General features: G+C 62.9%; 18 protein-coding genes. 15 read left to right on the top strand and 3 right to left on the bottom strand.

The features are described from left to right. Positions 1–27: 27 nt before the first annotated feature. Complete coding sequence (locus tag AC0Z42_RS21510; RefSeq protein WP_485470219.1) at positions 28–1,065, bottom strand: MerR family transcriptional regulator; 1,038 nt, start codon at positions 1,063–1,065, stop codon at positions 28–30. Between the two features lie 77 nt (positions 1,066–1,142). Here AC0Z42_RS21510 and AC0Z42_RS21505 point away from each other — a divergent pair, with 77 nt between their 5' ends. The 14 genes from AC0Z42_RS21505 (at position 1,143) to AC0Z42_RS21440 (ending at position 13,742) form a co-directional block, all read left to right on the top strand. Continuing rightward, entirely contained in the window at positions 1,143–1,406 is a 264-nt protein-coding gene (locus AC0Z42_RS21505) for a hypothetical protein (RefSeq protein ID WP_485470218.1), read from the top strand. Continuing rightward, positions 1,406–2,416: a zinc-binding alcohol dehydrogenase family protein gene (locus AC0Z42_RS21500; protein WP_485470245.1), complete on the top strand. Its 1,011-nt coding sequence runs from the start codon at positions 1,406–1,408 to the stop codon at positions 2,414–2,416. The genes AC0Z42_RS21505 and AC0Z42_RS21500 overlap by 1 nt, the downstream gene beginning before the upstream one ends. Position 2,417: 1 nt before the next feature. Then, entirely contained in the window at positions 2,418–3,560 is a 1,143-nt protein-coding gene (locus tag AC0Z42_RS21495) for a mannitol dehydrogenase family protein (RefSeq protein WP_485470217.1), read from the top strand. A gap of 93 nt (positions 3,561–3,653) precedes the next feature. Beyond that, a complete protein-coding gene (locus tag AC0Z42_RS21490; protein WP_485470216.1) occupies positions 3,654–4,565 on the top strand; it encodes a GntR family transcriptional regulator in 912 nt (303 codons plus the stop codon). Positions 4,566–4,593: 28 nt separating this feature from the next. Further along, positions 4,594–4,941: a UxaA family hydrolase gene (locus AC0Z42_RS21485; protein WP_485470215.1), complete on the top strand. Its 348-nt coding sequence runs from the start codon at positions 4,594–4,596 to the stop codon at positions 4,939–4,941. Further along, on the top strand, positions 4,938–6,167 hold the full coding sequence (locus tag AC0Z42_RS21480; protein WP_485470214.1) for a UxaA family hydrolase: 1,230 nt from the start codon (positions 4,938–4,940) through the stop codon (positions 6,165–6,167). Before AC0Z42_RS21485 ends, AC0Z42_RS21480 begins: the two co-directional genes overlap by 4 nt. An 11-nt stretch (positions 6,168–6,178) precedes the next feature. Then, positions 6,179–7,195 (top strand): aldo/keto reductase, encoded by a 1,017-nt coding sequence (locus AC0Z42_RS21475; RefSeq protein ID WP_485470213.1) that lies wholly within the window; start codon positions 6,179–6,181, stop codon positions 7,193–7,195. Continuing rightward, a complete protein-coding gene (locus tag AC0Z42_RS21470) occupies positions 7,192–8,028 on the top strand; it encodes an amidohydrolase family protein (RefSeq protein WP_485470212.1) in 837 nt (278 codons plus the stop codon). The genes AC0Z42_RS21475 and AC0Z42_RS21470 overlap by 4 nt, the downstream gene beginning before the upstream one ends. A gap of 2 nt (positions 8,029–8,030) precedes the next feature. Beyond that, positions 8,031–8,360, top strand: a complete 330-nt coding sequence (locus AC0Z42_RS21465; protein ID WP_485470244.1) for an L-rhamnose mutarotase — start codon at positions 8,031–8,033, stop codon at positions 8,358–8,360. A 99-nt stretch (positions 8,361–8,459) separates the two neighbouring features. Then, positions 8,460–9,215, top strand: coding sequence for an SDR family oxidoreductase (locus AC0Z42_RS21460; RefSeq protein ID WP_485470211.1), 756 nt, complete (start codon positions 8,460–8,462; stop codon positions 9,213–9,215). 32 nt (positions 9,216–9,247) lie between these two features. Further along, complete coding sequence (locus tag AC0Z42_RS21455) at positions 9,248–10,114, top strand: fumarylacetoacetate hydrolase family protein (protein WP_485470210.1); 867 nt, start codon at positions 9,248–9,250, stop codon at positions 10,112–10,114. A gap of 82 nt (positions 10,115–10,196) precedes the next feature. Next, complete coding sequence (locus AC0Z42_RS21450; protein ID WP_485470209.1) at positions 10,197–11,717, top strand: sugar ABC transporter ATP-binding protein; 1,521 nt, start codon at positions 10,197–10,199, stop codon at positions 11,715–11,717. A gap of 46 nt (positions 11,718–11,763) precedes the next feature. Next, the gene (locus AC0Z42_RS21445) at positions 11,764–12,738 is read left to right on the top strand and encodes an ABC transporter permease (protein WP_485470208.1); all 975 of its coding nucleotides are present in this window, start codon (positions 11,764–11,766) and stop codon (positions 12,736–12,738) included. Between the two features lie 50 nt (positions 12,739–12,788). Then, on the top strand, positions 12,789–13,742 hold the full coding sequence (locus AC0Z42_RS21440; RefSeq protein WP_485470207.1) for a substrate-binding domain-containing protein: 954 nt from the start codon (positions 12,789–12,791) through the stop codon (positions 13,740–13,742). On the opposite strand, the gene AC0Z42_RS21435 is transcribed toward AC0Z42_RS21440, so the two are convergent. Beyond that, positions 13,739–14,653 carry a LysR family transcriptional regulator gene (locus tag AC0Z42_RS21435; RefSeq protein ID WP_485470206.1) on the bottom strand — a complete coding sequence of 305 codons (915 nt, stop codon included), beginning with the start codon at positions 14,651–14,653 and terminating at the stop codon, positions 13,739–13,741. The genes AC0Z42_RS21440 and AC0Z42_RS21435 overlap by 4 nt on opposite strands. A gap of 93 nt (positions 14,654–14,746) precedes the next feature. Here AC0Z42_RS21435 and AC0Z42_RS21430 point away from each other — a divergent pair, with 93 nt between their 5' ends. After that, positions 14,747–15,814, top strand: a complete 1,068-nt coding sequence (locus AC0Z42_RS21430) for an SDR family oxidoreductase (RefSeq protein ID WP_485470205.1) — start codon at positions 14,747–14,749, stop codon at positions 15,812–15,814. Positions 15,815–15,924: 110 nt separating this feature from the next. Here the strand turns inward: AC0Z42_RS21430 and AC0Z42_RS21425 are convergent, their stop codons facing one another. Then, a complete protein-coding gene (locus AC0Z42_RS21425; protein WP_485470204.1) occupies positions 15,925–16,887 on the bottom strand; it encodes an SMP-30/gluconolactonase/LRE family protein in 963 nt (320 codons plus the stop codon). Between the last annotated feature and the right edge of the window lie 108 nt (positions 16,888–16,995).

Here is a 16,995-nt window from a genome sequence, read left to right as displayed (position 1 = left end):
TCCTCAGGCGTTGAACAAGCGCCGATTCTACAGGGCGCCTCCGGTTTCGTGCGCCACCATGGCCATCGCCGGCGCCAGGTAGGCAATCATCTGCGGCGTGACAAAGCTGCCCTGCAGCAGACGCGGTTCCTGCTGGTGCGCCTGGCGAAATTTCAATTGCGTGGCCGGGTCGGTGCCTGCATACGACTGGAACAAATCGCGCCATTGCCGCGCCAGTGCCAGCACCGCTGGATCATCGGGCGGCGTGTGGCTGTCGAGCGCTGCGCGCACGGCGGCGATCAGCGCCGGCCATTCGCCGGCGCGCTTGCCATAGTTGGCCTGCAAATGCGCGTACTCGGCATCGTCCAGGAAAGGGCGATACAGCGCCATGCGAGAGGCGCCGAATGCACTGGTGACAAAGCGCATCAGCTCCCCATCGATGCCGGTCGTGGCCTGCATGCCCGGCTCTTGCCCATGCATGGTGTTCAGGCGCGCAAACAGGCCGGGGTGGGCGCCGGTGTCGTGCACCAGCTTGACCATCCATTCGGTGCCCAGTGCCTGCGCTTCAGGCGATGTGGCGGCGCTACCCGCGTCCATCAGCGAGCGCACGCGCGCCACCAGCGCCTGCCACTCCTGTTCCACTGCCGTGTCGGACAGCATCGGCAATTGCCGCACTTCGTCCTGCGTAAAATATTTGTCGATCATGTTCATCTGCTCCATTGTGGTCAGCCATTCGGCCAGTTCCGGTTCCTGTCCCTGTTCCAGCTGCGTTTGCAGCATCAGCAGGCGTGTGCGCAGGCGGCTTGCCTGCGCCAGCTGCTGGTCCAGCATGGCGATCTGTTTTGCCACGATGGCGGACAAGGGCAGGTCGGAACTGGCCAGTGAGGTTGCGATCTCGGCCAGCGACAGCCCGAACCGGCGCAGCGCCATGATCCGGTGCAGCCGGTCCATGTCGCCGTGCTGGTAGAGGCGGTAGCCGGCCTGCGTGCGCGCCGAAGGCGAGAGCAGGCCGATGCTGTCGTAGTGGTGCAGGGTGCGCACGGTCAGGCCCGTCAGCCTGGCCAGCTCGCCTATTTTCAACAGCATCGTCTTCTCCTGGTCTTCGTTGCGTACATTCACGATGGCGCCTGACGTAGCGTCAGGGTCAAGCGGGAATGTAGCAGATGGACGAAAAACAACCGCAAAAAGAATCCGTTGACCTTCATTTTTTTGTACGGTATATTTATAAAACCGAACAGCGACTGCAGCAGATGGAACGCGTTCGGGCCACATGGCAGTACGGAATAATCGTTGTGCGGCGCAGCAAGAAGTGCCATCGGCAGGACTGGAAAGACAATCCGCGCAGACGGATTTTTTTCACAGTTGGTTTGTACGTTAAATATAATATGCCGCCGGCAACGACCGGCTGGCGAGAGAGACGACCATGATGAAAAGTATCGTTTGCGATACGCCGGGCAGCCTGCGCATGGAGCAGCGGCCCGTGCCTGTCCCCGCCGGCGACGAAGTGCTGGTACGCATACGCCGTATCGGCATCTGCGGCACCGACATGCATATCTTCCGCGGCACCCAGCCCTTCCTCAGCTATCCGCGCGTGATGGGCCATGAATTGTCCGGCCATATCGACAGCGCGCCCGCCGGCTCGCGCCTGGCCGTGGGCGACCAGGTCTATGTGATGCCGTATCTGTCCTGCGGCACCTGCGTCGCCTGCCGCCAGGGCAAGACCAACTGCTGCACCCGCATCGAAGTACTGGGCGTGCACCGCGACGGCGGCATGACCGAATACCTGGCGCTGCCGGAACGCTTTGTTTTCAAGACCGAAGGCATCTCGCTCGACGACGCGGCGATGATCGAGTTCCTCGCCATCGGCGCGCATGCCGTCAAGCGCGGCGCGGTCGATGCAGCCAAGCGCGTGCTGGTGGTGGGCGCCGGCCCGATCGGCATGGCCGTAATGCTGTTCTCGTCGTTGAAAGGCGCCGAGGTCACGGTGCTCGACGGCCGCGCCGACCGCCTGCAGTTCTGCCGCGACGCACTGGGCATCACGCGCACGGTGCAGCTGGGCGAAGGCGACAAGGAACAACTGTCTGCCGCCACCGATGGCGAATTCTTCGACGTGGTATTCGACGCCACCGGCAATATCGCCGCCATGGAGCGCGGCCTCGACTTCGTCGCCCACGGCGGCAGCTATGTGCTGGTCTCCATCGTGCGCGACCGCCTGTCGTTTTCCGACCCCGAATTCCACAAGCGCGAAACCACCTTGCTCGGCAGCCGCAACGCCACCGTCGATGATTTCGAGGAAGTGGTGGCGGCCATGAAGGCGGGCAAGGTGCCAACCGCGCTGCTCAACACGCACCGCACCACGCTCGATGAATTCACGAATGTGCTGGAACACTGGATGCAGCCGTCGGCCGGCGTCATCAAGGCGATTGTCGAGGTCTGAGATGAACGCCATCGAACACAACCCGATACTGCAGTTCGGCACCAGCCGCTTCCTGCAGGCGCATGCCGACCTGTTTGTCAGCGAGGCGGCAAGTGCCGGCCAGGCGCTGGGCAATATCACCATCGTGCAAACCACCGGCAGCGTCCAGGGCGCGGCGCGGGTGGCGGCGTTTCGCCAGCCCGGTGGCTATCCGGTGCGCATCCGCGGCTGGCAGGACGGCGCGCAAGTGGACGACGAGCGCCGCGTGCACGTCGTCACGCAAGCGTGGCAGACCAGCAGCGACTGGCCGCAGGTACGCGACGCCGCCGTGGCTGCGCGCGTAATCCTGTCGAATACCGGCGACACCGGTTATCAGCTGGTTGAAGCCGATCATCCCGGCCTGCTCGATGGCGACAGCGCGCCGCAAAGTTTTCCTGCCAAGCTGCTGGTGCTGCTGCGCGACCGCTATCTGGCTGGCGCCGAACCCATCACGATTTATCCGTGCGAGCTGGTGGTCGATAACGGCACGGTACTGCGCGAACTGATCGTCAAACTGGCGCGGCAATGGCAGCTCGACGCCGGCTTTATCGCCTATCTGGAAACAGGCTGCGTGTGGATCAATTCCCTGGTCGACCGCATCGTCTCCGAACCGATAGAGCCGATCGGCGCCGTGGCCGAACCGTATGCGCTGTGGGCCATCGAAGCGCAGCACGGCATGGTACTGCCGTGCAGTCATCCGCAACTGGTGGTCACCGCCAGCCTGCGCCAGTACGAGCAGCGCAAGCTGTTCCTGCTGAACCTGGGCCATACGTATCTGGCGCAGCTGTGGCTGGAACGCGGCAGCCCGGCCTCGATGACAGTGAAGGACGCCATGCGGGACGCCGACATGCTGGTGGCGCTCGAAGCGCTGTGGCAAACCGAAGTGCTGCCCGTGTTTGCCGCCATGGGTGCGGCCGAAGGCGAAGCTGCCACCGCCTACCTGGCGCAGGTTCGGGAACGCTTCAACAATCCATTTCTTGCGCACCGGATGGCCGACATCGCCCAGAACCATGGCGAGAAAATCCGCCGCCGCATGGCGCCCGTGGTGGCGCTGGCGCAGCAGCTGTGCCCAAACCTGGCCCAACCTCGTCTGCGCGCCATGCTGGCGACGGGAGCGGCGTCATGATCCTCCTGTCCAACTGCCGACACTATCCGATATCGACTAAAATGGCCCACTCTCCCACTTTCCCTGTCGCCGACATAGCGAGCACCCCCATCCATGTCAAAACCGGCCACCGTCTTCAAGCGCAGTACCAATCTGCTGTTGCAATTTCTCGCCGAGAATGTCGCAGTGGGCGAAATGCTGCCGACGGAGCAGTTCCTGACGACCATCTGCCAGGGCAGCCGCACGGCGATCCGCAGCGCGATAGCGTATCTGTCGACGCGGCGGCTGATCAGCAGTCCGGCGGAGCGGCGTTTGCTGAGAAAACCAATACCGGGCGACTACTTCGATATCGCCGAGCTGCAGTCGGGTGCGGAGCGCATCCAGCAGGTGCTGATGGAACGCGTCTACCAGCGCGACATGCCGCCGGGAGCCGAGTTTTCGGAAGCCGAACTGGCGCGCGAGGCGGGCGCCAGTACCGTCAGCGTGCGCGAATTCCTGATCGGTTTTTCGCGCTTCGGCCTGATCGAAAAGAAGCCGCGCGGCGGCTGGCGCCTGTGCGCGTTCGACCGTTCGTTTGCCACCGAACTGGCGGACATGCGGCGCATGTTCGAGATGGCGGCCGTGGAGCACTTTGCGCATCTGCCGCACGGCGATCCGGCGTATGCGGAACTGGCGCGGCTGATCAAACAGCACGAGAAGCTGGCGGCCAAGATCGACACGCGCCACAATGCCTTTCCGGCGCTGGACCGCGAGTTCCACACCTTTCTGATCGGCCTGTTGAACAACCGCTTCGCGCAGGGCTTCTACGATATCGTCTCGTTCGTGTTTCACTATCATTACCAGTGGGACAAGGGCGAGGAAAAGGGCCGCAACAAGTATGCGGTGCAGGAGCACCTGGCGATTTTGCGGGCACTGGCCGAGCACGACATACCGAAGGCGCTCGAATCGATGAAGTCACACTTGAATTCCTCGCGCAGCACCATGCTGTCGTCGATCGGCACGCGCGAAAAGCTGACGCAGTCGTAAATAGCGCCGTTGGCGGGGAGGGTGCGCAATGAGCCACGCCAATCCGGTTTCCAATCCCGTCTCCAGCCTGCTGCTGATGTCGCCCGAAGACAATTGCATGATCGCCCGCACGGCGTTGACCCAAGGCCAGGTCGTCACGATCGATGGCGTGCCGGTCACGCTGGCGCAAAATATCCTGATCGGCCACAAGGTGGCACGCCGCGCGCTGGCCGTCGGCGACAAGGTGCTGCGCTATGGCGCCCTGATCGGCAGCATCACGGCCCCCGTCGCCATCGGCGAGCATATCCATACGCACAACCTGGCAAGCGACTATATCCCCACGTTTACCCTGGGCCAGGACGGCCACCATTTCCTGGACAAGGACGCCAAACAATGAACGCTCCAACGACAACGCCCGCTCCGGCTCTCACGGGCTACCTGCGCGCCGATGGCCGCAAGGGCATCCGCAATATCGTGGTGGTGGCCTATATGGTCGAATGCGCGCACCACGTGGCGCGCCTGATGGTCAACGCCTTTCCCGACCAGCCGGTGCACCTGATCGGTTTTACGGGATGCTTCCCGAACGAATACGCCGACCAGGTGATGCGCCGTTTGCTGACGCATCCGAATGTGGGCGCCGTGCTGCTGGTGTCGCTGGGCTGCGAAGGCTTCAACAAATATGGCCTGTCCAGCGCGGTGGCCGACAGCGACCGCCCGGTACACACGATTACCATCCAGGAAAACAGCGGCACCCGCCCCAGCGTCAGCAGCGGCGTCGAGTGGATCAGCTGGGCGCTGGAACACCTAGCGCAGCAAAAGCGCGTACCGATGGGCATCGACGAACTGGTGGTGGCCACCATCTGCGGCGGCTCCGACAGCACCAGCGGCATCAGCGCCAACCCGGCCGTCGGCGTGGCCTTCGACACCCTGATCGCGGCCGGCAGCCCCTGCATCTTTGAAGAGACGGGTGAACTGGTAGGCTGCGAATACCATATGCAGCGGCGCGCCGTCAGCCCGGAGCTGGGCAACGCCATCGTTGAAACCGTGGCCAAGGCTGCGCGCTATTACACCATCATGGGCCACGGCAGCTTCTCGCCGGGGAACGCCGATGGCGGCCTGACCACGCAGGAAGAAAAATCCCTGGGCGCCTACGCCAAGAGCGGTTCCTCGCCGATCGTCGGCATCTTGAAACCGGGCGACCAGCCGGCCGGCGGCGGCCTGTACCTGCTTGACGTGGTGCCCGATGGCGAGCCGCGCTTCGGCTTTCCGAATGTGTCCGACAATGCTGAAATCGTCGAACTGATTTCCTGCGGCGCCCATATCACCTTGTTTACCACCGGCCGCGGCTCGGTGGTCGGCTCGGCGATTTCGCCCGTGATCAAGGTCTGCGCCAATCCGCAAACCTACGAACGGCTGTGCGACGACATGGATGTCAATGCGGGCAAGATCCTGACCGGCGAGGCTACTTTGGAAGAAGTGGGCGCCGAAATCGTCGCCGCCGTGCTGGACGTGGCCAATGGCGCCTTGAGCCGCTCGGAAGACCTGGGCCATCAGGAATTTGTGCTGACCTATAAACAATTCGACGCGGTGGGGCCAGGCTGTTTCCCGCTGCGCGCAGCGTGAGGACCGAGTTCATGGATGTCACTCAACAGCGTATTCTGCCGCGCGGCGGCTTGTCACTGCCCTGCATCGGCATGGGCTGCGCGCCACTGGGCGGCCTGTACCAGCCGCTCAGCGATGCGCAGGCGCGCGCCACCTTGAACGGCGCCTGGGACGCCGGCGTGCGCTTTTTCGACACGGCTCCGTACTATGGCTATACCCAGTCCGAACACCGCCTCGGCGCCATGCTGCGCGAACGCGTGCGTGACGAGTTCGTGATCAGCACCAAGGTCGGCCGGCTGATGCGTCCCGATGCTTCCGTGCGCCCCGGCGACGACGGCTTCTGTTCACCGCTGCCATTCCGCCCGCAGTACGACTATACCTATGACGGCGTGCTGCGCTCGCACGACGACAGCCTGCAGCGCCTGGGGTTGGAGCGCATCGATATTTTGTTCGTGCACGATATCGGCCGGGTCACGCATGGCGATCACGATCAGCAGTACTGGCGCGAGCTGACTGATGGCGGCGGCTTTCGCGCCCTCGATCAATTGCGTGCTTCTGGCCAGATCAAGGCCGTCGGCCTGGGCGTCAACGAATGCGAGATCGTGCTGCGCGCGATGGCCGAATTCGACCTTGACTGCACCCTGTTGGCCGGCCGCTACACCTTGCTGGAACAGGCCTCGCTGTCGCCGCTGCTCGATCTGTGCGCGGTACGCGGCAACGCCATCGTGATCGGCGGGCCATTCAATTCGGGCGTGCTGGCCGGCAACGGCAAGTTCAATTACGCCGATGCGCCGGACGCCATCTTGCAAAGAGTGGCGCAGCTCGACGTCGTCTGCCGCGAATTCCATGTGCCGCTGCAGGCGGCTGCCTTGCAGTTCCCGCTGGCCCATCCGGCCGTGGTGTCGTGCATCCCGGGCGGCCAGGACCTGGCGCAGCTGCAGCAGAACCTCGACTGGTTCGCCACGCCGATACCACACGCTTTGTGGACGGCGTTGCAGGATGCCGGCCTGATCGACGCGCGCGCACCGCTGCCCCAAGGAGCCGCATGATGCGCATCGACGCCCACCAGCATTGCTGGCAACTGGCGGCGCGCGCCGGCAGCTGGCCGCCGCCTTCCCTGGCTGCCATCTACCGCGATTTTTCGCTGGAAGACCTGGCGCCGCTGCTGGCCGAGCATGGCGTTGCCGGCACGGTGCTGGTGCAATCGCTGCCGTCCGAAGACGACACGCAGTGGTTGCTGGCGCTGGCGGACAGGAGCAGCATGATCCGCGCCGTGGTGGGCTGGACCGACCTGCTGGCGTCAAGCGCACCGGCCGCGATTGCGCGCCTGGCATCGAACAGGAAGCTCAAGGGCCTGCGCCCGATGCTGCAGGATATAAGCGACGAGCAGTGGATCGCCAATCCGGCGCTGGCGCCAGCCTTGAACGCCATGGTTGAACATGGCTTGCGCTTTGACGCGCTGGTGCTGCCGCGCCACTTGCCGGCGCTGATGCAGTGCGCACGCGATTATCCGCAACTGGAAATCGTGATCGACCATGCGGCCAAGCCGCCGATTGCCGATGCATCGTTTGGCCGCTGGCGCGAAAACATGGCGCAACTGGCCGCGCTGCCGAACGTGCATTGCAAGCTGTCCGGGCTGGTAACGGAAGCGAAGCCGGATTGGAACGTGGCAGACCTGCGCCCGTATGTCGATCATGTGCTGGCCGTGTTTGGCGCCCAGCGCGTGATCTGGGGCAGCGACTGGCCGGTGGTGGATCTGGCAGGCGGCTATGGCGCCTGGCTGGCCGCCAGCGAGACCTTGCTGGCGCACCTGGGCCAGCAGGACAGGAACGATATTTTCGGCCTCAATGCGCTACGCTTTTACGGTATCGGACAGGAGTGATGATGCAAAGAATGGGCATGGTGATCGGCATCGCGCCGGACCGCATCGAAGAATACAAAACCCTGCACGCGGCAGTCTGGCCGCAGGTGCTGGAACGGCTGGCGCAAGCACAGGTTCGCAATTATTCGATCTTTTTGCGCGAGCCGGAGAACCTGCTGTTCGGCTACTGGGAATACCACGGCGACGATTTTGCAGCGGACATGGCGGCGATTGCCGACGACCCGGAAACGCAGCGCTGGTGGACCTTCTGCGCACCGTGCCAGCTGCCGTTCGCTTCGCGTGCCGATGGCGAGCACTGGGCGATGATGGAACACGTATTTCATATGACGTAAACCCCAAGCGAAGACTGGGGTCGGACGGGGACGCCGAGTCCCTCAGGGTCCGACCCCGGCACTTCAAGGGTTCGGTTAAAAAATAAAAGGAGACAAGATATGACCGCCAGACTACAAGGCAAAACCGCACTGCTCACCGCCGCCGGCCAGGGCATCGGCCGCGCCACCGCCGAAGCCTTTGTGCGCGAAGGCGCGACCGTGATCGCCACCGATATCAACCAGTCCCAGCTCGACGCGCTGAAAGAAGCCACCGGCTGCGCCATCCGCCTGCTCGACGTCACCGACGGCGCAGCCATTACTGCGCTGGTGAACGAGATCAGCCCGGTTGATATCCTGTTCAACTGCGCAGGGTTTGTCGACGGCGGCACCATCCTTGAATGCGACGACGCGGCCTGGGACCGCTCGTTCGAGATCAACGCCCGCTCCATGTACCGGCTGATGCGCGCCGTGCTGCCCGGCATGCTGGCAAAAGGTGCCGGCTCGATTGTCAACATGTCGTCGGTGGCATCCAGCGTGAAGGGCGCGCCGAACCGCTTTATCTACGGCACTTCGAAGGCGGCCGTGGTCGGCATGACCAAGTCGGTGGCAGCGGACTTTGTCACGCGCGGCATCCGCTGCAATGCGATCTGTCCCGGCACCATCGAGTCGCCATCGCTGAAGGATCGCATCGCGGCCCAGGCCGAAGCGACGGGCGTCAGCGTGGAAACCGTGCAAGCCGCCTTTGTCGCGCGCCAGCCGATGGGCCGGGTCGGCAAGGCCGATGAAATCGCCGCGCTGGCGGTCTACCTGGCTTCCGACGAATCGGCCTTTACCACCGGCATGGTGCATGTCATCGATGGCGGTTGGTCCAATTAATCACCAAATAATCACTAAAACGAGAGACAACAATGAAACTGATGCGTTATGGCGCCAAGGGCGCTGAAAAACCTGCACTGATCGATTCCAACGGCGCCGTGCGCGACCTGTCCGGCGTGCTGCCTGATATTACCGGTGCGACCTTGAGCCGCGATAACCTGGCGACGCTGGCCGCCGTCGATATCGACAGCCTGCCGGTCGTTGCCAATCCTGGCCGCATCGCGCCGCCATGGAGTGGTGTGGGCAAGTTCCTGTGCGTGGGCCTGAACTACGCCGACCATGCGGCCGAATCGGGCATGGCGGTGCCAGCCGAACCGGTGCTGTTCATGAAAGCCACCAGTGCCGTGATCGGCGCCAATGACGCGGTGGTCATGCCGCAGGACTCGAAGAAAAGCGACTGGGAAGTGGAGCTGGGCGTGGTGATCGGCACCACCGCGCGCTATGTGTCGGAAGCCGATGCGCTGTCGCACGTGGCCGGCTATTGCGTGGTGAACGACTTGTCCGAACGCGAATATCAACTGGAGCGCGGCGGCCAGTGGGACAAGGGCAAGGGCTGCGATACGTTTGGCCCGATCGGCCCGTGGCTGGTCACCAGCGACGAAGTGGCGGACCCGCAAAACCTGGGCCTGTGGCTGGAAGTAAACGGCAAGCGCGTCCAGGACGGCAATACGAAAACCATGGTGTTCGGCGTGGCCAACCTGGTCAGCTATATCAGCCGTTTCATGACCCTGTACCCGGGCGACATCATCAGCACCGGCACGCCGCCTGGCGTGGGCATGGGCCAGAAACCATCGGCCGTGTATTTGAAACCGGGCGACACCATGCGCCTGGGGATCGACGGCCTCGGTGAACAACACCAGACCGTGCATGCCTGGAACCCGGAACTGATCGACGGCTGATCGCAATACCTCACTGGCGCGCCTGCAGGATGCACAGACATCGGCGCGCCGGCTTATAGCAGTGGAGTGGAGGAGACACACCATGAATCAATCCGAAGAGATACTGGCGCTCAATGGCGTGAGCAAACGCTTTCCCGGCGTACTGGCGCTGGACAATGTCAGCTTCAGTTTGCGCCGCGGCGAAGCGCATGCGCTGTGCGGCGAGAATGGCGCCGGCAAGTCGACCCTGATGAAGGTGATGAGCGGCGTGTACCAGGCCGACGAGGGGGAACTGGTCTACAAGGGCAAGGTATGCAGCTTTGGCAGCAGCGTCGACGCGGAAGCGGCCGGCATTGCCATCATCCACCAGGAACTCAATCTGATCCCGCACCTGAGCGTGGCCGAGAATATCTTTCTCGCGCGTGAACCGGTGCGCGGCTTTTTCATCGACCGCAAGAAGATGCGCTTTGATGCTCAGGCCTTGCTGGACCGGCTCAAGCTGCGCATCGATCCGCGCGAGCTGGTGAAAAACCTGTCCTGTGCGCAGCAGCAGATGGTGGAAATCGCCAAGGCGCTGTCGCTGAACACCGAAGTGCTGATCATGGACGAGCCGACATCGTCGCTGACGGAAAGCGAAACGGGCCAACTGTTCGAGATCATCAACGAGATCAAGCGCAATGGCGTGAGCGTGGTGTATATCTCGCACCGCCTCGAAGAAATGCAGCACATTATCGACCGGGTGACGGTGCTGCGCGACGGCAAATTCGTCAGCACCGACGACTTTCATGCGATCTCGCTCGACGCCATCGTGGCGAAAATGGTCGGCCGCACGCTCGATGAAAAATTCCCCGAGCGGTTCTCGAAACCGACCGATGACGTGCTGCTGCGCGTGACGGATCTGCACCGCAAGGACGTGTTCGGCCCGCTCAGCTTTGACCTGAAACGCGGCGAGATCCTCGGCTTTTCCGGCCTGATGGGCGCAGGGCGCACGGAAGTGGCGCGCGCCATCTTTGGCGCCGATCCGCTCACCAGCGGCGCCATCCACCTGGGCGACACCGAAGTGACCATCGACTCGCCGATCGACGCCATCGACCATGGCATCGCCTACCTGTCCGAGGACCGCAAGAGCCATGGCCTGGCGATCCGCATGTCGGTGGCGGCCAACCTGACGCTGACCAATGTCTCGGCGCTGTCGAATCGTTTCGGCTTTATCGACTTTGCGAAAGAGGAAGCGGTGGCGAAGAAATATATCGCCGCGCTGGGCATCAAGACGCCGACCTCGAAGCAGATCGCGCGCAATCTGTCGGGCGGCAACCAGCAGAAGATCGTCATCAGCAAATGGCTGTACCGCGAATCGAAAATCATCTTCTTTGACGAGCCCACGCGCGGCATCGATGTGGGCGCCAAGTTCGCCATCTACCAGCTGCTCGACAAGCTGGCCTCGGAGGGCATCGGCGTGGTGCTGATCACCTCCGAACTGCCCGAGATCATGGGCATGACGGACCGGGTGGCCGTATTCCACGAAGGGCGCATCAGCGGCATCGTCAACACGCGCGAATCGTCGCAGGAAGAAATCATGCATCTTGCCTCGGGCCGTGTCGCGGGACAGGCAGCAATTCATTAATCGCAGTCCATCAAGATTAAAAGCCATATCAGAAAGCCATAAGAAAATGAATAAAGAACTGATCCAAAAATTTGCCGCGCTGGGCAGCCTGTCCTTGCTGCTGCTGGTGTTTTCGCTGACCAGCGATGCGTTTTTCTCGGTCAGCAATGGCATGAGCGTGGCGCTGCAGGTTACCTCGATTGCCTACCTGGGCATCGCCGCCACCTGCGTCATCATCACCGGCGGCATTGACCTCAGTTCCGGCTCGGTGCTGGCGCTGGCCGGCGTGGCCGCAGCGCTGCTGGTCAAGAGCGGCATACCGGTGCCGGTCGCCATGTTGGGCGGCATCGTGATGGGCGCCATGTGCGGCGCCGTCAACGGTTTCTGCATCACGCAGTTGAAACTCCCGCCTTTCATCGCCACGCTCGGCATGATGCTGATCGCGCGCGGTCTGGCCTTGCAGATCACCGGTGCCCGCGCCATTTCGGGCCTGGGCGAATCGTTCGGCGAACTCGGTAACGGCGTGCTGTGGCGCATCGAGCGCGACACCGGCGGCACTTTCCCTGAAGTGGTGTTCCCCGGCATTCCGTATCCGGTGGTGCTGATGGTGGTGATCGCAGTGGCAGTGTCCATCATGCTCAGCCGCACCACCTTTGGCCGCCATATCTATGCCGTTGGCTCGAACGCCGAAGCGGCGCGCCTGTCGGGCGTGAAAGTGAGCCGCGTGACCCTGCTGGTGTACACCCTGTCCGGCGCCCTGTCGGGCCTGACCGGCTGCGTGCTGATGTCGCGCCTGGTGACGGCGCAGCCGAACGAAGGCGTGATGTATGAACTGGACGCGATTGCCAGCGCCGTGATCGGCGGCGCGTCGCTGATCGGCGGCATCGGTACCATTTCCGGCACCGTCATCGGCTCGTTCGTGATCGGCATCCTGCGCAATGGCCTGAACATGAATGGCGTATCGAGTTTTATCCAGCAAATCATTATCGGACTGGTCATCTTGCTGACCGTCTGGATCGATCAGAAGCGCAACCGCGCCTGAAGCAGCAGAAAGTAGTCACACCCTAAATCTATAATTAAACGAGGACGACAATGAAAACCATCAAAACCATCTCGCTCGGTCTGATGACCGCAGCATTTGCCCTGAGCACCGGCGCCGCATTCGCCGCGCCGAAAGAGATCGCCGTGATCGTCAAGACGACGAACTCGAACTACTGGCAGAACGTGAAAAAAGGCGCCACCGCCAGCGCGGCCGACGCCAAGGGCTACAACCTGACCTTCCAGGGTCCGGCCTCGGAATCGGCGATTGCCGACCAGGTCAGCATGGTGGAAAACGCCGTCACCCGCAAGGTGGCGGGCATCGTGCTGGCCGCTTCCGACCCGGACGCGCTGGTACCGGCGCTGAAAAAAGCGTGGGAAGCGAAGATACCCGTGGTGCTGATCGATTCGCTGGTGGCCGACAGCGGCAAGCGCTATTACCAGTCCTTCCTGTCGACCGATAATGAAGCAGCCGGCGAGGCCAGCGCCAAGGCCCTGATTTCGCAGGTCGGCAAGACCGGCAAGATCGCCGTGATGTCGTATGTGGCCGGTGCCGGTTCCGAAACGGGCCGCGTCGGTGGCTTCAAGCGCTATATCGAAAAGAACTCGCAGTTGCAGATCGTCGGCACCTACTACTCGCAGTCGCAGATGGCCACCGCCTTGAACCAGACCACCGACGTGCTGGCCTCGAACCCTGACCTGAAAGGCATCTTTGGCGCCAACGAACCGACGGCCGTCGGCATGGGCCGCGCGATTGCACAGGCTGGCAAGGCCGGCAAGGTGATCGGCGTGGGCTTTGACGGCAATGAAGACCTGAAAAACTTCGTCAAGGACGGCACCCTGTATGCAACCGCCGTGCAGGGTTCGTACTCGATGGGCGCGCTGGGCGTGAAAACCCTGGTCAGCCTGATCGAAGGCAAGAAGGTCGAGCCTTTCGTCAACACCGGCGTGGTGATCGTCACCAAGGCCAATGTCGACCTGCCTGAAGCGAAGAACGTGCTGTATTAATTATTGATCGACAGCCGCTGCTTCAGTTCCTGCAGCAGCGTGCCGGTCTTGGTGGTCAGCTGGCGCGCCAGCGGCCACGCCAGGTAGAGCGGCAAGCCTGGCGTGGCAAAGACCGGCAGCACTTCCACGACAGCGCCGGCCGCCAGGTGTTCCTGCACCAGCCATGTCGCCTGCTGGGCGATGCCGAGGCCGGCCAGTACGGCGGCCGTCTGCGCTTCGGCGTCGCCCACGATCAAACGCGGCGTGACCGCGCGCCGTTCCACTCCTTCCTCATTTTCTGCAACCTTCGCAAACAGCCACGGCGCCGCCGTGCCGTCATCACGGCCATATGCGATGCAGTCGTGCTGTTCCAGTTCCTCGATAGTGACAGGCGTGCCGCGCCGCGCCAGGTAGCTTGGTGCCGCGCAAAAGATCAGGCGTTCTTCGCCCAGATGCAGTTGCCCCAGCGCGGCCGGCCAGTGGCCAGGCGCGCCGATGCGCACGGCGATATCGATGCGCTCTTCAAACAGGTCGACAAAGCGGTCGCTGAAACTGACCGACGGCTGCAGCCGCGGATATTTTTCGCATAGCGCGATCAGCACCGGCATCACGCGCATGCGCCCGTACGACGCCGGCACGCCGATGCGCACCGCGCCCGCCAGTTCCCCTTCCTGCTCGGCCAGCACGCCTTCCGCATCGGACAGTTCCTGCAGCACGCGCTTGCAGGTGGCGTAATAGGCGTGGCCGGCGCTGCTCAGTTTCAGCTTGCGCGTGCTGCGCTCGAACAGCATCACGCCCAGGCGCTCTTCCAGCCGCGCCACGCTCTTGCTGACGGCCGAGCTGGTCAGGTGCAGGCGCTCGGCGGCTTTGGTAAAACTGCCGGCATCGGCGGTGGCCAGGAATGGCGCGATGCCTTTCAGATGATCGGACATGATTGCGGAATATTTTTCATAAATGGAGTGAAATACTATCGCGGATAAGAATTCCTGTCCGTTATATGATGGATTTTTATGTTGGAGCACACCATGAACAAACACGCATTGATTATCGGCGCAAGCGGCGTTATCGGCAGCAACCTTGCCACCCATCTGCTGTCACAGGGCTGGAAAGTAACGGGCGTCTCGCGCGGCCGCACCCCCGTGCCGGCCGGTTGCGCCGCCTTGCAGCTGGACGCCACCGACGCCGCAGCTGTCGCCGCCGGCCTGGCAGGCATCGACGCCAGCCATGTTTTTTTCACGGCCTGGGCGCGCCAGGAAAACGAGAAAGAAAATATCCGTGTCAACGGCGCCATGGTGGCCAATGTGCTGGCTGCGCTGGGGCCGAATGGTCACTTGCGCCACGCCGCGCTGGTGACGGGCTTGAAGCACTACCTGGGGCCGTTCGACGCCTATGGCAAGGGATCGGTGCCGGTCACGCCGTTCCGTGAAGAGCAGGGCCGCCAGGATGTGGAAAATTTCTATTACGAGCAGGAAGACCGTTTGTTCGAAGCCGCCGAAAAATTCGGCTTTACCTGGAGCGTGCACCGGCCGCACACGATTATCGGCTACGCACTGGGCAACGCCATGAACATGGGCCTGACCCTGGCCGTGTATGCGAATTTGTGCAAGGCCAGCGGCCAGCCCTTCGTGTTTCCCGGTTCTGGCGAGCAGTGGAATGGTTTGTCGGACATGACCGATGCGGGCCAGATCGCGCGCCAGCTGGCGTGGGCCGCCGAAAGCCCGGCTGCAGCGAACCAGGACTTCAATATTGTCAACGGCGATGTGTTCCGCTGGAAGTGGCTGTGGCCACGACTTGCCGCCTATTTCGGCATCGAGGCGGCCGAGCTGCCCGAGACCATCTCGCCGCTGGCCGGACGCATGGACGGCGCGGCTGACCAATGGCGCGCCATCGCGCAGCAGCATGGGCTGGTGGAAGCGGATGTCAACCGCCTCGCCTCATGGTGGCATACCGACGCCGACCTTGGCCGCCCGATGGAAGTGATGACCGACATGGGCAAGAGCCGCAAGGCCGGTTTCCTCGATTACCAGGATACGCCGGAGGCGTTTTTCAACTTGTTTGATCGGTTGAAGCAAGAGCGCGTGATTCCCCGGTAACGCAACTGAAATCCGGGGACTCGGCGTCCCCGTCAGACCCCCGCGACCGCTAGCGCAAGCCTCTGAGTTTGCGGCATTGAGGGTCTGACCCCAGCCTTTACGCCGTTGGGTTATTGGACTGGTACAGCGAGCGGATACGCCTTGCGCTCCTGCCCCCGCTGCCACTCCAGCCCTGGCCGATCGACGCGAAACTGCAGCAGCCGCCCTTGCACCACTTCCGTCACATACGCGGTGCGTCCGTCCGGGCCGCCGAAGCTGATGTTGCTGGGTTTCGCGCCCGGCACGCTGATCTCGCGCAGCAGCTTGCCCTGCGGCGACAGCTTGACCACCGTGCCCTTGCTGTAGCGCGTGACGTACAGATTGCCGTCAACGTCGACACGCATGCCGTCCATGCCGAAATCATCGAAGCGCTGGAACAGGCGCTTGCCGCTCAAGCTGCCATCAACCGCAATGTCGTAGGCCCAGATATTGCGCTGCACGCTTTCATTCACATACAGGGTCTTGCCGTCTGGGCTGACCTCGATGCCGTTGGCCGTGCCCATGGTGTCGAGCGCCAGCGTGACCGTGCCATCGCGCCCGATGCGCCATACGCGGCCGGTGTTTTCCTTCCAGTTCGGATCGCTCGCATACAACACGTCGTCCTGCGTGATGGCGATATCGTTGGGCTGCGTCATGCGGCCATCGCGCGCGTGGATGGCAATCGCGCGAGTTTGCGGGTCTACCACATAGATCGTGTGCTCGATATAGTCGGCCAGGTACATCTGGCCGCGGCTGCCGAAGCGGATGCCGTTGGCGATGCTGGCGCCGGGCAAAGTGATGAATACTTCACCCTTGCCATCGGGCGTGACCTTGCCGATGGTTTGCTGGCGCGCGAAATTGACGGCGTAGATATTGCCGTCAGCATCGACCGCCGGGCCTTCGACGCCCTTGGTGAAGGAATGCGGCGCCGTCAGCGCGGTCGCCACGAACAGGGTTTCGGGCGCGGGCGGGCTGGCGCAGGCGCTCAAGGACGCCAGCGGCAAGGCCAGGGCCATGGCGCGCAGCCAGGGCAGGGCGGTTCGTAAATGGGGCATGGGCAATCCTGGACGCGAAGAGGCAAAGGCGCCCATCTTACCCGAGCGCCGATTTCTGGCCCCCGCCACCGCGTGCCATTGCGTCGCAAATACCATAAATAACTATGT

This window comes from Janthinobacterium sp. 1L-D-8-B-C4 (genome assembly GCF_057291295.1).
The sequence above is the reverse complement of the archived record's forward strand: the minus strand, read 5'-3'. Positions and strand labels throughout refer to the sequence as shown.

Bases quoted from the DNA above. Each gene is read 5' to 3' on its own strand.
- AC0Z42_RS21510 (WP_485470219.1), bottom strand. From the start codon at position 1,065: ATGCTGTTGAAAATAGGCGAGCTGGCCAGGCTGACGGGCCTGACCGTG.
- AC0Z42_RS21505 (WP_485470218.1), top strand. From the start codon at position 1,143: ATGGACGAAAAACAACCGCAAAAAGAATCCGTTGACCTTCATTTTTTT.
- AC0Z42_RS21500 (WP_485470245.1), top strand. From the start codon at position 1,406: ATGAAAAGTATCGTTTGCGATACGCCGGGCAGCCTGCGCATGGAGCAG.
- AC0Z42_RS21495 (WP_485470217.1), top strand. From the start codon at position 2,418: ATGAACGCCATCGAACACAACCCGATACTGCAGTTCGGCACCAGCCGC.
- AC0Z42_RS21490 (WP_485470216.1), top strand. From the start codon at position 3,654: ATGTCAAAACCGGCCACCGTCTTCAAGCGCAGTACCAATCTGCTGTTG.
- AC0Z42_RS21485 (WP_485470215.1), top strand. From the start codon at position 4,594: ATGAGCCACGCCAATCCGGTTTCCAATCCCGTCTCCAGCCTGCTGCTG.
- AC0Z42_RS21480 (WP_485470214.1), top strand. From the start codon at position 4,938: ATGAACGCTCCAACGACAACGCCCGCTCCGGCTCTCACGGGCTACCTG.
- AC0Z42_RS21475 (WP_485470213.1), top strand. From the start codon at position 6,179: ATGGATGTCACTCAACAGCGTATTCTGCCGCGCGGCGGCTTGTCACTG.
- AC0Z42_RS21470 (WP_485470212.1), top strand. From the start codon at position 7,192: ATGATGCGCATCGACGCCCACCAGCATTGCTGGCAACTGGCGGCGCGC.
- AC0Z42_RS21465 (WP_485470244.1), top strand. From the start codon at position 8,031: ATGCAAAGAATGGGCATGGTGATCGGCATCGCGCCGGACCGCATCGAA.
- AC0Z42_RS21460 (WP_485470211.1), top strand. From the start codon at position 8,460: ATGACCGCCAGACTACAAGGCAAAACCGCACTGCTCACCGCCGCCGGC.
- AC0Z42_RS21455 (WP_485470210.1), top strand. From the start codon at position 9,248: ATGAAACTGATGCGTTATGGCGCCAAGGGCGCTGAAAAACCTGCACTG.
- AC0Z42_RS21450 (WP_485470209.1), top strand. From the start codon at position 10,197: ATGAATCAATCCGAAGAGATACTGGCGCTCAATGGCGTGAGCAAACGC.
- AC0Z42_RS21445 (WP_485470208.1), top strand. From the start codon at position 11,764: ATGAATAAAGAACTGATCCAAAAATTTGCCGCGCTGGGCAGCCTGTCC.
- AC0Z42_RS21440 (WP_485470207.1), top strand. From the start codon at position 12,789: ATGAAAACCATCAAAACCATCTCGCTCGGTCTGATGACCGCAGCATTT.
- AC0Z42_RS21435 (WP_485470206.1), bottom strand. From the start codon at position 14,653: ATGTCCGATCATCTGAAAGGCATCGCGCCATTCCTGGCCACCGCCGAT.
- AC0Z42_RS21430 (WP_485470205.1), top strand. From the start codon at position 14,747: ATGAACAAACACGCATTGATTATCGGCGCAAGCGGCGTTATCGGCAGC.
- AC0Z42_RS21425 (WP_485470204.1), bottom strand. From the start codon at position 16,887: ATGCCCCATTTACGAACCGCCCTGCCCTGGCTGCGCGCCATGGCCCTG.